Source organism: uncultured Microbacterium sp., from assembly GCF_937927635.1.
Classification (GTDB): domain Bacteria; phylum Actinomycetota; class Actinomycetes; order Actinomycetales; family Microbacteriaceae; genus Microbacterium.
Genome location: NZ_CALBRW010000037.1, coordinates 86,468 through 100,900, shown reverse-complemented (window position 1 = coordinate 100,900; position 14,433 = coordinate 86,468). Strand labels below are relative to the sequence as shown.

The 14,433-nt window shown below is 69.9% G+C and carries 10 protein-coding genes, 1 tRNA gene and 1 pseudogene; 4 read left to right on the top strand and 8 right to left on the bottom strand.

Annotated elements, in window-relative coordinates:
• Positions 1 to 384, bottom strand: a pseudogene (locus tag Q0568_RS15015) (hypothetical protein); the annotation flags it as partial.
• Positions 385 to 531: 147 nt separating this feature from the next.
• Here Q0568_RS15015 and Q0568_RS15010 point away from each other — a divergent pair.
• Positions 532 to 1,569 carry a glycosyltransferase gene (locus tag Q0568_RS15010; RefSeq protein WP_298867950.1) on the top strand — a complete coding sequence of 346 codons (1,038 nt, stop codon included), beginning with the start codon at positions 532 to 534 and terminating at the stop codon, positions 1,567 to 1,569.
• A gap of 28 nt (positions 1,570 to 1,597) precedes the next feature.
• On the opposite strand, the gene Q0568_RS15005 is transcribed toward Q0568_RS15010, so the two are convergent.
• Genes Q0568_RS15005 through Q0568_RS14995 form a run of 3 tightly spaced genes read right to left on the bottom strand, consistent with a single transcriptional unit; the run spans position 1,598 to position 5,918 of the window.
• The gene (locus tag Q0568_RS15005) at positions 1,598 to 3,034 is read right to left on the bottom strand and encodes a CDP-glycerol glycerophosphotransferase family protein (RefSeq protein WP_298867940.1); all 1,437 of its coding nucleotides are present in this window, start codon (positions 3,032 to 3,034) and stop codon (positions 1,598 to 1,600) included.
• A 35-nt stretch (positions 3,035 to 3,069) separates the two neighbouring features.
• Positions 3,070 to 4,323 (bottom strand): CDP-glycerol glycerophosphotransferase family protein, encoded by a 1,254-nt coding sequence (locus tag Q0568_RS15000; protein WP_298867939.1) that lies wholly within the window; start codon positions 4,321 to 4,323, stop codon positions 3,070 to 3,072.
• 50 nt (positions 4,324 to 4,373) lie between these two features.
• Positions 4,374 to 5,918, bottom strand: a complete 1,545-nt coding sequence (locus Q0568_RS14995; protein WP_298867937.1) for a trypsin-like peptidase domain-containing protein — start codon at positions 5,916 to 5,918, stop codon at positions 4,374 to 4,376.
• Positions 5,919 to 6,015: 97 nt separating this feature from the next.
• Here Q0568_RS14995 and Q0568_RS14990 point away from each other — a divergent pair, with 97 nt between their 5' ends.
• Entirely contained in the window at positions 6,016 to 7,215 is a 1,200-nt protein-coding gene (locus Q0568_RS14990) for an aminotransferase class I/II-fold pyridoxal phosphate-dependent enzyme (RefSeq protein WP_298867935.1), read from the top strand.
• 96 nt (positions 7,216 to 7,311) lie between these two features.
• Here the strand turns inward: Q0568_RS14990 and Q0568_RS14985 are convergent, their stop codons facing one another.
• Positions 7,312 to 8,112: a carbon-nitrogen hydrolase family protein gene (locus Q0568_RS14985; protein ID WP_298867933.1), complete on the bottom strand. Its 801-nt coding sequence runs from the start codon at positions 8,110 to 8,112 to the stop codon at positions 7,312 to 7,314.
• A 65-nt stretch (positions 8,113 to 8,177) separates the two neighbouring features.
• Here Q0568_RS14985 and Q0568_RS14980 point away from each other — a divergent pair, with 65 nt between their 5' ends.
• Positions 8,178 to 8,522 (top strand): carboxymuconolactone decarboxylase family protein, encoded by a 345-nt coding sequence (locus tag Q0568_RS14980; RefSeq protein ID WP_298867931.1) that lies wholly within the window; start codon positions 8,178 to 8,180, stop codon positions 8,520 to 8,522.
• 57 nt (positions 8,523 to 8,579) lie between these two features.
• On the opposite strand, the gene Q0568_RS14975 is transcribed toward Q0568_RS14980, so the two are convergent.
• The 3 genes from Q0568_RS14975 to Q0568_RS14965 form a co-directional block, all read right to left on the bottom strand.
• Positions 8,580 to 8,653: transfer RNA gene (locus Q0568_RS14975), tRNA-Met, on the bottom strand.
• 92 nt (positions 8,654 to 8,745) lie between these two features.
• Positions 8,746 to 11,661 (bottom strand): UPF0182 family protein, encoded by a 2,916-nt coding sequence (locus Q0568_RS14970; protein ID WP_298867929.1) that lies wholly within the window; start codon positions 11,659 to 11,661, stop codon positions 8,746 to 8,748.
• Positions 11,662 to 11,721: 60 nt separating this feature from the next.
• Positions 11,722 to 12,816 carry a PDZ domain-containing protein gene (locus tag Q0568_RS14965; RefSeq protein WP_298867927.1) on the bottom strand — a complete coding sequence of 365 codons (1,095 nt, stop codon included), beginning with the start codon at positions 12,814 to 12,816 and terminating at the stop codon, positions 11,722 to 11,724.
• A gap of 116 nt (positions 12,817 to 12,932) precedes the next feature.
• Between Q0568_RS14965 and Q0568_RS14960 the strand changes: the two genes are divergently transcribed.
• Complete coding sequence (locus Q0568_RS14960) at positions 12,933 to 14,384, top strand: zinc-dependent metalloprotease (RefSeq protein WP_298867925.1); 1,452 nt, start codon at positions 12,933 to 12,935, stop codon at positions 14,382 to 14,384.
• The last annotated feature ends 49 nt before the right edge of the window (positions 14,385 to 14,433 follow it).

The window sequence follows — 14,433 nt, the reverse complement described above, 5'->3', positions numbered from 1 at the left end:
CATCTGGAAGTTGCGGGTGTTCTGATTGACGTACAGCACCACGCGGATGTCCTGCCTGGCCAGGAACTTCTCCAGATTCCGCACCGTGGGGGTGAATGCCACGGGCAGGCCGCTCTCCTCGATGAGCTTCTCCGCACCGGTCGCGCTGCGCGCGAGGACCACGACGGGCCACCGCTGGGCCAGCTGCGCGAGCGGCGCGTACCACTGCCGCATCTGATACATGTTCACGGCGCCGTCGGCGAAGTACACCGCGATGCGGAAGTGATCCTGAGGATGCGGATCCTGCGCCTGCAGAGTGCGTCTGACCCGCTGCACCGCCGAGCGCGAGGTCAGGGCCTTGCGCAGCAGCCGATATGCCTTCTTCCCGTCCGATACGACACCCATCCCTCCAGAATACGGGGTGCGCCGGCTCGGTCCGGGGTCGCGCCGCCCCGCCCTGCACCCGTCCTTCGGGTTGCGGACCGCGCCGCATGACATGATCGACGGGTGCAGGATGACGAGAGAGCCGCAGCCGAGGGCGTCTCCTTCGTCATGCCCGTGCTCAACGAGATCGACTACCTCGAGCACGCCGTGCACTCGGTGCTGTCGCAGGACGTCGACGGCCCGACCGAGCTGATCCTCGCGCTCGGCCCCTCGTCGGACGGCACCACCACCCTCGCACAGCGGCTGGCGGATGCCGATGAACGGGTGCGCCTGGTGCAGAACCCGCAGGCGCACATCCCCGTGGGGCTGAACGCCGCCATCCACGCCAGCAGATATCCGACCATCATCCGCGTGGACGCGCACTCCGAGCTGTCGGACGGATACGCGCGCCGTGCGCTGGAGACTCTGAAGCGCACCGGCGCGGCCAACGTCGGCGGCGTCATGCGCGCAGACGGCCGCACGCCCTTCCAGCGCGCCGTGGCCAAGCTGTACAACGCCCCGGTGGGGCTCGGCGGCGGCGCCTACCACGGCGGCGCACCCGAGGGCGAGGCGGAGTCCGCCTATCTCGGCGTGATGCGCCGCGAGGTGCTCGACGAGGTCGGGCTGTTCGACGAGAGCATCCGCCGCGGCGAGGACTGGGAGCTGAACCTGCGCATCCGCCAGGCCGGGCACAGGGTGTGGTTCGATCCGGCGCTCTCGGTGACGTACTGGCCGCGGGAGAGCTGGTGGCGGCTGGCCAGGCAGTTCCGCGCCACGGGCGCCTGGCGCGGCGAGCTGGTGCGCCGGTACGGACGCAGCAACAGCCTGCGCTTCTTCGCCCCGCCTGCGCTGGTGGCCCTCGTCGTGCTGGCCTTGATCACCGGCATCCTGCAACTGACCGGAGTGCTGCACGGGCTGGCCGGGATGATCTGCTCGGTGATCTACCTGCCGCTGGTCGCCTACGTGCTGCTGGACCTGGCGGTCGGGTTCGCCGGCGTGGGCATCGCCGCAGGACCCCGGAGCCTGCACGAGCGGCTGTGGACGCTGGCCGTGCTGCCGACCATGCACATCTCGTGGGGGCTCGGGTTCCTCGCGGGCGTGCTGCGCGGCGCCGGCGACACGGTCGACGCCTCCCGCCTGGGCTCGCGCAACACCCCGCTCCCCTGACGGAAGACCCGTCTGTGCGGCGCGCCGCTCAGGCGGTGAGCCAGCCCAGATCGAGGATGCGGGAGACGACCCTGTCGGCCGCCGCGCCGTCGTCGAGACGGTTGAACTGCGCGGTCCAGGCGGCGTAGTGCTCGGCGTACGCCGCCGGACCCTCGTCGTCGTTCACCGCGTCGATCAGCTCGTCCTGCGTGCGCACCAGCGGTCCGGGCGCGCGCTGCGCGAGATCGAAGTAGAAGCCGCGCAGCTCGCCGCGATAGTGCTCCAGATCGGGCACCAGGAAGTACATCGGCCGCCCGGTGACGCTGAAGTCGAACATCACCGAGGAGTAGTCCGTGATCAGCGCGTCGGAGATCAGCAGCAGCCGTGCGGTCTCCGGGTATCCGGTCACGTCGATCACGCGGGAGCCGGCGCGGTCGCGGCCGGGCCGCAGGGTGCGCGAATGCCCGCGCACCAGCACCACCGAGTCGGTGCGGGCCGCCAGCTCCTCGGGGTCGACGAAGTCCACCATCTCGGAGCGGTCGTCGCGCCAGGTCGGCGCGTACAGCAGCACCCGCTCGTCGGGTCCGATGCCCAGCTCCTCGCGGATCGGCGCCGGATCCCCGGCCACCAGCAGGTCGTTGCGCGGGTAGCCGTCGGTCCAGATCGGCCGTCCGAAGAACGCGTACGCCTTCTTCAGCACCCGTGCGGCGTAGGTGTTCTGCGCGAGCAGGGCATCCCAGCGCCGCGACTCCTTGACCACCGCTGCCATCCGCCGGGGGTCGAAGCCGGGCCGGTGCAGCGCAAGGCGCTTGAGCGGCGTGCCGTGCCAGGTCTGCAGGACGTGCTGCCCGGGCTTGCGCACGAAGCGCCGGCGCAGCCAGTCGTTGACGATCAGCATCCTCGACTCGGCGCGGGCGCGCCACCAGTCCGGGCTGCCCTCCACCACGGCGATCGCGCCGTCGGGGATCTCCACCGACAGATCGGCGACCGCCCAGTAGCGGGTGACGGACGGGGCCCGCTCGGCCAGCACCCGGTCGATGGCGCGCGGGTTGCAGCCGGAGGTCTGCCCGTAGAAGCTCTCGAAGAACACGGCGTTCTCGCCGGCGCCGATCTGCGACGCGTAGCGCTGCTCGAGCGTGCGCTGCCCCTCCGCGGTCTCGTACACGGGGTCCAGCGGGGGCGCCACGGTCGCCACGGCATCCGTCACCTCAAGACGCAGGGTCGGCATCAGCACGGGCTCGACCCGAAGCCCCTCGAGATCCACCCCGGCGATCTCGATGGAGTACTCCCCCGCCGGCAGCGGCAGCTCGGCGCCGCCCCAGCGCGCCACGCGCAGCGGGAACGTCGCCTTCCAGGTCTTCCCGCCGCCGGTGAGCTTCGCGCCCACTCGAGCGCGCGCGCCGATCAGCACAGCGGATGCCGGGCGAGCCCCCGAGCCGGCGACGACCAGCGTCTGCGCCTCCGAGTCGATCCGTGCGGTGGTCATCGTGCTCCCCTTCGGCGCGGGCATCTGCGCGGTGGTCATCGTGCTCCCTTCGGCGCGGGGATCCCCCGTGCCCGGATGGCCTGGTACACGCGCTGGGCGTTGCGCCCGTCGCGATAGGCATGCATGTCGGCGCTGAGCGCCGCAGAGCGCGCCGAGCGCTCGGCGCGCACGGACTCGTCGCCGAGCAGCGCGTCGAGCTGATCGATCGCGGCATCCCAGTCCCGGGCGTAGTCATCGCCCGCGACATCCTCATAGCGGCCGTAGAAGCCGCGCTCCCGCCCGTACTCGGCCACGTCGGGCGCGAGGTACACGACGGGCATCGCCAGCAGTCCCACGTCGTACGCCATCGACGAGTAGTCGGTGATCAGCGCGTCCACGCGCGGGAGCGCGGGGGTGACATCCGGCAGCAGTTCCGAGCTCAGCATCCGCACCCGCCCGCTCGACCACGGCGGCGCGTACGATCCCTCGCCCAGCGGGTGCGAGCGGATGAACAGGATCGCATCGTGCTGCTCCAGCATCCGCACGATGCGCACCCACTGCTCGGCCGTCGGGACGGCGGGGTCGGCGGCGCCGTCGCGCCAGGTGGGCGCGTACAGCAGCGTGCGCTGGCGCTGCAGCAGCGGTCCGGTGCGGGTCAGCAGAGCGGATGCCGCCAGCCGGCGCAGATCGGCGGTGCCTGAGGAGAGCACGTCCACCCGGGGTTCTCCGGTGACCACGACGCGGTCGTCCCCGAGCCCGAACGCGGACTCCAGGCGACCGCGCGAGCGGTGCGAGGCCGCCGGAAGCACGCGGATGCGCTGCGCGGCGCCGCGGTAGGCGACGGTGAGCAGGCGTCGCAGCAGACGGGCACCGGGCAGGCGCGCCGGCACCTGCACGGTGACCGGGGAGTCCAGGCCGATGCGCTTGAGCGGGATGCCGTGCCACAGCTGCACGACGAAGCCGTCCGTGCTGCCGTAGCGGTTCACGTCGCCCAGCCCGTGCGTGACGACGATCACCCCGGCGCGGGCGGTGGCCCACCAGCCGCGCAGCCCGTCGCGCCTGCGCGTGCGGATGCCGAGGGCTCTGGCATCCGCTTCCTCGCGCGGCGAGCGCACCAGCCAGAGCGTGCGGTGGCCGGCCAGGTGCGCGACGCGCTGCAGCGCCAGGGCCCCGTCGCCGATGCCGGCTCCGCATCCGAACACCCACACGTCTCCGCGCGGGATGATCAGCGTGGCTATGCGTCCCGCAGCATACAGCGGCAGCCGGAGCAGCTTGCCCGCGTTGCCTGTTCCGAACGAGAAGGACGCCACCCCGCGAGCCTATCGCGGGGTGGCGTCCTGACCTGACTGCGGACGGGGACTCAGGACTTGAGCGCGCCCAGCGTGGCCTCGGTCGTGTAGGTCTTGCCGTCGCGGACGTAGGTGATCTTCACCGTGGAGCCCGAGGCCTCCGCGCGCACCTGCGCGGTGAGGTCGGTGGCGCTGGAGATCGGCGCGCCGTTGAACTCGGTGATGACGTCGCCCTGCTTCAGCCCGGCATCCGCCGCCGCGCCGTTCGCGGTGGGCTGCTCGATGACCGCGCCGGCGACGGTCGCGTTCTGCACGCTCGACGCGTCCCGCACCGTGGCGCCCAGCAGGCCGTGCGAAGCCGAGCCGTTGTCGATGATCTCGGTGGTGACGCGCTTGGCGATGTTCGCGGGGATCGCGAAGCCCACTCCGATGGAGCCGGACTCACCGGAACCCGAGGACGACTGCCCCGCGGTCGCGATGGCGACGTTCACGCCGATCAGGCGCCCCTTGCTGTCGACCAGCGCACCGCCGGAGTTGCCGGGGTTGATGGCGGCATCCGTCTGGATCACGGCGATCGAGATCGACGTCTGGGGCTGTTGCTGCTGCCGTCCCAGCCCCGGAATGTCGAACTGGAACGGGTTGCCGTTGCTGTCGCCGTTGCCGTTCTGGCCGTTGCCGTCCGACTGGCCGTCGGATCCGGTCTTGGGCGCGGCCGAGGAGGCGACCTGGATGCTGCGGTTGAGCGCGCTGACGATGCCGGTGGTGACCGAGTTGGACAGGCCCAGCGGGGCGCCGATGGCCACGGCGGTGTCGCCGACGTTGAGCTTGGACGAGTTGCCGAACTCGATGGGCTTCAGGTCGGTGGCGCCCTTGAGCTTGATGACGGCCAGGTCGTAGATCGGGTCGGTGCCGACGACGGTCGCCTGGTAGATGTGCCCGTCGGAGGTGGTGACCGTGATGGTCGGGTTCGCGACCGCGCCGCCCAGGGTGACCACGTGCGTGTTGGTCATCACGTAGCCGTCCTTGCTGAGCACGACGCCGGACCCGGAACCGGACTCCTGGGTTCCCGCGACGTTGATGGTGACGACCGAGGGCAGCACGTCGGCGGCGATGGCGGTGGTCTCGTTGACGGAACCGGGGTTGTTGACCGTGACCGTCTGCGGCCCGGTGGCGGACTGCGAGGTCGGCGTGCTCGTCATCGACGTGCCGAGGGCGCTGCCGCCGAAGCCGGCGACGCCGCCGACGAGTGCCGCCGCCAGCAGAAGGCCTGCGATCTTCAGCGGGGCGCTGCTCTTCGTGTGCGACGCGGATGCCGAAGTCGAGGCTCCCGCGGGGGCCAGCAGGCTGGGGTCCAGCGGAAGCGTGGCGGCGGTGGGCTGGGCGGGAACGCCGAACGCCGCACCGGTGGGCTGCTGCCGGGCCGCGGGTCCGCCGAAACCGGGCTGCGATGCGGCCGGGGCCGCCTGCGGCGCCTGCCAGGAGGCCGCCTGGTGCGATCCGAACGCACCGGGTGTCACATGGCCGCCCTGAACGGGGCCGGCGGGAGTCGCAGGCGTCGAACCGGCGTTCTCAGCCTCGGGGGTGGGGACGTCACCAGGGGTGTTGTTCTCGTTCATGATCTGCTCCTTCCAGGCGCACCATCAGAGTGACAAGTCAGCCTGTGGTTTTCATATGGCGGAGTTGGATTTCTCCTATGGTCTTAGCCTGTTCTGCATGGATGTCATTCCCGGCGCCTGGCGGCGCACCGCAGCTGGAGCAGGTCTTCTCTCCCCGCAGGGCGAGGTCGCGCCCACCATCTTCGCAGAGATGTCTGCTGCAGCGGTCCGGTTCGACGCGGTCAACCTCGGGCAGGGCTTCCCCGACGAGGACGGCCCGGCCGAGGTGCTGGAGGCCGCGCGCGAGGCCATCGCGCACGGTGCGAACCAGTACCCGCCGGGGCGCGGCATCCCGGATCTGCGGCTGGCGATCAGCGAGCACCAGCAGCGGTTCTACGGTCTGACCCCCGACCCCGACACCGAGGTGCTGGTGACCGCCGGTGCCACCGAGGCGCTGACGGCCACCCTGCTGGCGCTCATCGACTCGCCCGACGACGAGGTGGTCGTCTTCGAGCCGTACTACGACTCGTACGCGGCCGTCGTCGCCCTCGCCGGGGCGCGGCTGCGGACGGTCCCGCTGCGCAGGCCCGATTTCCATCCGGATGCCGAGCAGCTGGCATCCGTGGTCAATGACCGCACCCGGATCATCCTCGTCAACGACCCGCACAACCCGACAGGGGCGGTGTTCTCGCCCGAGGTGCAGGCGGAGATCGTGCGGCTGGCGAACCTGCACGACGCGATCATCGTCACCGACGAGGTGTACGAGCACCTGGCGTACGCCGGCCCGCACGTGCCCATCGCCACCCTGCCGGGAGCGGCCGAGCGGACGCTGACCATCTCGTCGGGCGGCAAGACCTTCTCGGCCACCGGCTGGAAGATCGGCTGGGTGCATGGTCCCGCGGAGCTGATCACGGCCGTGCTGACCGTGAAGCAGTTCCTGACCTACGTGAACGGCTCGGCGTTCCAGCCTGCCATCGCCGTGGGCCTGCGGCTGCCCGACGCGTACTTCGACGAGGCGCGCGCCGCGCTGCTGCACAAGCACGAGCTGCTGGCCGAGGCGCTGCGCGCGGCCGGCTTCGGCGTGCACTCCCCGCAGGGCGGGTACTTCACCGTCGCCGACGCGACGGCGCTGGGCGGGGCGGATGCCGCGGCCTTCTGCCGCGCGCTGCCCGAGCGCGTGGGCGTGGCCGCCATCCCGATCACCGCGTTCGTGGCGCCCGAGCACCACGCCGACTACGCGGGGCTGGTGCGCTTCGCCGCCTGCAAGCGCGTGGAGGTGCTGGAGGAGGCCGCCCGGCGCCTGGCTCGACTGGCCTGACTCCATTGCCGAAACCCCTCAGGGCTGTCGAAACCCCTCGTGAGCGATGTCGTTCACGAGGGGTTTCGGCGCTGACGAGGGGTTTCGACGATGCTCTCAGGCGGGGGTGACGCGGTAGCGGCGCAGCCGCAGCACGGGGTTCGTGTCGCGGGTGCGCGTGATGAGGTCGGGATCGAGGGATGCCATGGCAATGCCCTCCCCCGCGCTGACGCCGGCGAGCACGACGCCCTGCGGGTCGATGATCTGCGACAGGCCCACGCCTGTGGGTGCGGGATGGTCGGCGGCGATCACGTAGGCGGTGCTCTCGATGGCGCGCGCGGTCAGCAGCGTCGACCAGTGGTGCTCCTTCAGCGGGCCGCGCACCCATTCGGCCGGCACGAGCAGGGCATCCGCCCCGGCATCCATCAGCGTGCGCGCCACCTCGGGGAAGCGCAGGTCGTAGCAGGTCATCATCCCGAAGCGGATGCCGAGGGCGTCGAAGGTCGCCGTCTCCAGCGGGCCCGGCTCGATCCAGTCCGACTCGGTCTGCCCGAACGCGTCGTACAGGTGCTGCTTGCGGTAGACGGACTGGATGCCGGCATCGGACACCGCGACCAGCGTGTTGCGCACGCGACCGGCATCCGCCTGCTCCACCAGCCCCGCCACGATCGTGACGCCGTGCTCGGACGCGAGGCGCTGCAGCGACTGCACGAAGTCGCCGTCGAGGGTCTCGGCGTTCTCGGCCAGGGTCGCATCCATCGGGTTGACGAAGAAGCTGCTGTACTCCGGCAGCACGATCAGCCCCGCGCCGGGAGAGGCGGCCTCGGCGACCAGCTCGGCCACGCGCGTGCGGTTGGCCTCACGCGAATCGGTCGGCGCGAACTGGCAGACGGCGACGAGCGGAGCGGATGCTGTCATGTCCCCATCCTCGCACCCACCCGGCACGGCGGGCATAGCCTGAGAGAGTCAAGGAAGGACACATCATGGCAGATTCCCCCTATCCCGCCCGCAGCGCCGAGCTCAACAAGAAGCGTCGCGAGCTGGTACCCGACACCACCGCCGCGTTCGAGGCGTTCAGCAAGCAGGTGTTCGCCGAAGGCGCGCTGGACGAGAAGACCAAGCAGCTCATCGCCGTCGCCGTCGCGCACACCACGCAGTGCCCGTACTGCATCGAGGGGCACACCAAGCTGGCGTCCCGCAAGGGCGCGAGCGACCAGGAGATCATGGAGGCTATCTGGGTGGCTGCCGAGATGCGGGCCGGCGGCGCCTACGCCCACTCCGTCATCGCGCTCAACGCGCTGGAGGGCTTGCCCTCCCACGCGCACTGACGGATCCTCGGAGACGAAGAAGGCCCGATCCTTGCGAATCGGGCCTTCTTCGTCTTGTTGCGGGGGCAGGATTTGAACCTACGACCTCCGGGTTATGAGCCCGGCGAGCTACCGAACTGCTCCACCCCGCGGCACGTTGAAAAGCCTAACACGGGCTGGAGAGGCAGGGCGAATCGAAAGGGTCCCGCGAGACGCGCGGGCGTGTCGCGGGACCCCCTGAGCGCTACTTCGACGACGAGGTCTGGTCCTCCAGCGTCAGCAGCTTCTCGATCGCGGCGGTGAGCTTCTTGTCCTGCACCGCGAACTCCTCGAGGTCGCCCGCCTTCAGCGCGGTCTCACGCGCGTTCAGGGCATCCTTGGCGTCCGAGAGCGCCTGCGCGACGGCATCCGAGGCGACGGGCGGAGTCGTCGTGCCCCCTTGGTCTGGCGGAGTGGTGCCGTCCCCCGGCGTGGGCGTCACGCCCTGGTCGCCGCCGGCAGCGCCCGAGTCGCCGCCGAACAGCGCATCCAGCGCCTCTGTGAGGGTGTCCTCGAACGCGACCTGGTCGCCGAAGGCGACCAGCACCTTGCGCAGCGTGGGCAGCTTGGCGCCCTCGGACGACTGCACGAACACCGGCTGCACGTACAGCAGGCCGCCGCCGACCGGCAGCGTCAGCAGGTTGCCGTACAGCACCTGGGATTTACCGATCGTCAGCACGTTCAGCTTCTCGGCCACGCTGGCGTTCGAGTCGAAGATGTTCTGCACCTGACCGGGGCCCGGCACCGGCGTGGAGGTGTTCAGCTCCAGCATCCGCAACGTGCCGTAGTCCTTGGACTTGACGCCCTTCTTCGATCCGGCATCCGAATCGACGGCCAGATAGCCCATCAGCACCTGACGGCTCTCGCCCTGCCCGTCGGCGGGGATGTACGTGGAGAACATCGAAAAGCGCGGCGAATCCTGGCCCGGCATCTTCATCGACAGGTAGTACGGCGGCTGCAGCGCATCCTTGTTCTGCGGGTCCGGCGGCGTCTGCCAGCGGTTGTCCTCCTGCGCGAACGAGCCCGCGTCGTCGATGTGGTACGTCCCGAGGATGTTGCGCTGCACCTTGAACAGGTCGGTCGGGTAGCGCACGTGGCTCATCAGGTCGCCGGACATCTCGCTGATCGGCCGGATGGTCGACGGGTAGATCTTCTCCCACGCCTGCAGGATCGGATCCTGGTCGTCCCACGCGTACAGCTTGACCGAGCCGTCGTACGCATCGACGGTGGCCTTGACCGAGTTGCGGATGTAGTTCACGTTGTCGAACGTGACGGCGGATGCCGGAGTGGCCGAGTCCGCGATGGCGTTCTGCATGTTCACCGTCTGCGAGTACGGATAGGTCGAGCTGGTCGTGTAGCCGTCGACGATCCAGACGATCCGGCCGTCCACCACGCTCGGGTACGGGTCGTGGTCCAGCGTCAGATACGGGGCGACCTTCTGCACACGGGTGATCGGCTCGCGGTCGTACAGGATCTGCGAGTCGGCGTTGACCAGGTTCGAGAACAGGATCTGCTCGGACTGGAACTTCAGCGCGTACAGCAGCTTGGTGAACGTGTTGCCGATCCGCGGACCGCCGTTGCCGGTGAAGGTCGTGGTGGTGTCCTTGTCCTTGTCGTCCTGCCCGCGCGGGTAGTCGATCTCGACGGGCTTGGTGCCCTTCGGCGCGCCCACGATCGAGTATTCGGGCGATGTCTCGCCGAAGTACACCCGCGGCTCGAAGTGCTCGGTGTCGGTGAGCACGCCCGATGTGGGGATGCCCTGCTCCAGGAACACCGGGTTGCCGTCGGACGTGCGCTCGTTGCCGGCCATCGCGACCAGGCCGTAGCCGTGCGTGTACACAGCGACGCGGTTGTTCCAGGTGTCACCGGCGCCCAGCTTGGACATGTCCAGGTCACGGACCGAGACCACGGTGTCCTGCGACTTGCCGTCGATCGTGTAGCGGTCCACGTCCATCTCGGGCGAGAACTGGTAGTACGAGCGGTACTGCTCGAGCTGGCGCACGGTCGGCGGGATGACGGCCGGGTCCATGATGCGCACGGACGCCGTCGTGTCGGCATCCGCCCGCAGCTGGCCGGCGGCGGTGTCGGTGGTCGCCTTGAACGGCGTGACCTTCATCTTGTCGACGCCGAACGCGGCCTTCGTCGCGGCGATGTTCCGCTCGTAGTACTGCGCCTGGTAATTGTTCTCGTTCGGCTTCACCTGGAAGGTGGTGACCACCCACGGGTAGCCCATCCCGACCACCAGCGAGGCGACGACGAACAGCGCGGTCGCAGCCAGCGGGAAGCGCCAGCGGCCGATCACGGCGGTGATCAGGAACAGCACGGCCACCACGGCGGCGATGATCGCCAGGATCCCCTGCCCGGGGATGGTGGCGTTCACGCCGGTGTACCCGGCGCCGATGATGCGGCCCTCGGGCTGCACGAGCGTGAGGTAGCGGTCCAGCCACAGGCTCACGGCCTGCACGGCCAGGTAGATGCCGGCCAGGATCGCCAGCTGGATGCGGGCGGGCTTGGAGATGCGCAGTTCGCGCTGGCCGATGCGCACCGAGCCGTACAGATACGACACCAGCGCGGTGATCAGCAGGCACAGCAGCAGCACGGCCGAGATGAACGCCAGCAGCATGGAGTAGAACGGCATCGCGAACAGGTAGAACCCGGTGTCCAGGTGGAACTGCGGATCGAGCGTCTTGGTGCTCACGCCGTTGGCCCACAGCCACACGGTCTTCCAGTTGCCGGCGGCGGCGAAGCCCGCGAAGATGCCGAAGAACACCGGCATCCCCCACATCGCCAGGCGCCGCAACGGCTCGATGACCTCCTGATAGCGGTCCAGCTGCGAGCTGAGCTTCACGTACACCGGGCGCAGGCGATAGGCCAGTTGGATGCACAGGAAGATCGGCAGGGCCATCGCCAGGAACCCGGCGACGAACATCGTCACGGTGGCGATCCACTGCGTGGTCAGCACGTTCGACAGCTTCAGCTGGTCGAACCAGAGGAACTCGGTGTACAGCGACGCGAAGATGAAGAACGCGACGATCAGGGCGACGATGATCGCCACCGAGACGCCGAGGATCCTGCGCGACGCGCTGCGCGTGGCCGGAGGGCGGTAAGAGGAGGAGGTCACCGTCCCATCCTAAGCAGGAGGCCTATGACGGGCGGGCAGGTTCCGCTCAGGGCTGACCGGTCACTTCGCTGATGTCGTGCACACCGGCAGCTTCGACGTGTCGCCGTGGTCGGCGACGACCTTCAGGATGTCCAGCGAGTCCTGCAGCGTGGCGGTCTTGAACACGCTCAGTCCGTCGGGGATGTGGCCGACGACCTCGTCGCAGTTGCTCGCCGGAGCGAGGAAGACCGTCGCTCCGGCATCCTTCGCGCCGTAGAGCTTCTGACGGATGCCGCCGATCGGCCCCACGTCGCCTGCGGCGTCGATGGTTCCCGTTCCCGCGACCTTGGCTCCTCCATTCAATTCGCCCGGTGTGAGCGTGTCGATGATCCCCAGCGCGAACATCATCCCGGCGCTGGGGCCGCCGACGTTGTCCAGCTGCAGCTTCACGTCGATCGGGAACGTGTAGTCGGTGGTGAGCGAGATGCCGACCAGCCACACCGTCTCGCCTGTGGTGTCCTTCGTCTTCTGCGGCGTGACCGCGACGGTCTTCGTCTCGTCGCCGCGCTGGACGGTCAGCTCGACCTCGGCGCCCTTCGCCTTCTGGATCTCGTCGCGCAGCGCGGTCGCCGAGCTGACGTCGACGCCGTCGATGGCGAGGATCCGGTCGCCCTTCTCCAACTGGCCCTTCGCGGGCGATCCATCGATGACACCGGCGACCTCGACCTGCGCGTCCACGTCGTAGCCGAGCTCGGTGAGCGCGGCGGCGGTGGCCTCGTGCTGGGAGTCCACCATGAGGGCGCTGTTCTGCTCGTCGCGCTCCTTGGTGGTGACGCCCTGCGGGAAGACGCTGTCGAGGGGCACGACCGCGCGCGACGAGTCGAACCACGCCAGCGCCAGCTCGAACCAGTTGGGCGTGCGCTCGCGGTTGCCGATGACCTGCACGGTGAGCAGATCCAGCGCACCGCCGGTGGGATAGGTCTTCGCGCCGGACACCTCGATGAGCGGCACCTCGGCGCCGTCGGCGTTCTTGGCCGTGCCGAGGGTGTCGAACACCGGGCCTGGCTGCTGGATCACGTACTGCGTGGGGATGAAGGTGAGGCCCACCAGCGCCACGAGCGAGATGCTCAGCGCCGTCACGCCGACGACCGTGCCAGTGCTGCGGCGTGATGACACGAGACCTCCGGGCGTTCGCGAGCGGCGTACAGATATCCTCCCGCTCCCAGGTCGGGGCACAGGATCGTGTGACTAGCGTAGATCGCACACGCTACGGGCATGCTGAGAGGGCGATCATGGCAGACGACGACCGCGATCCTTCCGACTTCGAGGAGATGCTGCGACGCATGCTCTCGGGTGGTCAGATCGACCCCGAGGCGCTGCGCGACGCGTTCTCGAACATGCAGGGTCAGCCCTTCGATCCCGCCCAGCTGCAGGGCATGATGTCGCAGATGCAAGGCATGTTCGCCGGCGACCCGTGGCAGAGCGCAGAACGATCGGCGCTGCACATCGCCAACCAGGACGGACAGGGCATCACCTCAGGCGCCCAGACGTCGCTGGCGGATGCCTTCGGACTGGCGAACCTGTGGCTCAGCGAAGCCACCACGATCTCTGAGCTCTCCACGGCTCCGCAGGCGATGACCCGCGGCGAGTGGGTCGAGAAGACCCTGCCGGTGTGGAAGGAGATCGCCTCGCCGGTTTCCACCTCGATCGCCGACGCGCTGATGGATGCCCTGCAGACGCAGGTGCCCGAGGAGATGGCGGGCATGGTGCAGGGCGCCGGGCAGTTGATGCGGGGTCTGGGCGGTTCGCTGTTCGCCGCGCAGTTCGGCCAGGTGCTGGGCAGGCTCTCGCTCGAGGTCGTCACGGGCGGGGATGTCGGCATCCCGGTGCTGCCGGCCGGCACCGCCGCGGTGATCCCGCAGAACATCGCCGCCTTCGGCGCCGGCCTGGAGGTGCCCGACGATCAGGTCGGGCTGTACCTCGCGGTGCGCGAGCTGGCCTACGCCCGGCTGTACCGGCACGCCAAGTGGCTGCACCTGCACGTGCTCTCGCAGATCACCGACTTCGCCCGCGGGGTGACCGTCGACATCGACGCGCTCGAAGACCTGGCCTCGCGGCTGGACCCGTCCGACCCGGAGGAGCTGCGCGCGGCCATCGAGGGCGGCGCGCTGCTGCCCACGCAGACGGATGCCCAGCGCGAGGCGCTCACGCGCCTGGAGAACCTCATCGCGACCATCGACGGCTGGGTGGACGTGGTGACCAGCCAGGCCATCGCGCGTCTGCCCGACGGCGCGCGGCTGGCCGAGGCTGCCCGTCGCCGCCGCGCGGTCGGCGGCCCCGCGGAGGATGCGCTGGGTGCGCTGGTCGGGCTCAAGCTGCGCCCGCGCCGACTGCGCGAGGCGTCGGCGATGTGGAAGGCCGTGACGGATGCCGTGGGTGTGGCCGCCCGTGATTCGCTGTGGGACTACCCCGATCTGATGCCGCTGGCGCCGGACATCGACGACCCGTCCGCGCTCATCGAGCGCCTGCAGGCATCCGCCCGCGGCGAGGCGCCGGCGGCGGACGAATTCGACGAGGCGCTGGCGCGCCTGCTGGACGGCGACGACTTCGGCGGCGCCCCGGGCGACGACGGCAGCGACGCCGGCGACCAGGACGGCAGCAGCGACGGCGACCGCCCCGAGGGCGACCGCCCCGACGGCGACCGCCCCGAGGGCGACCGCCCCGAAGGCGACCGCCCCGTCTGACCCGCTTCCTGCGCCGAGACCCCTCCTGAGCGCCGAAACCCCTCGTGAG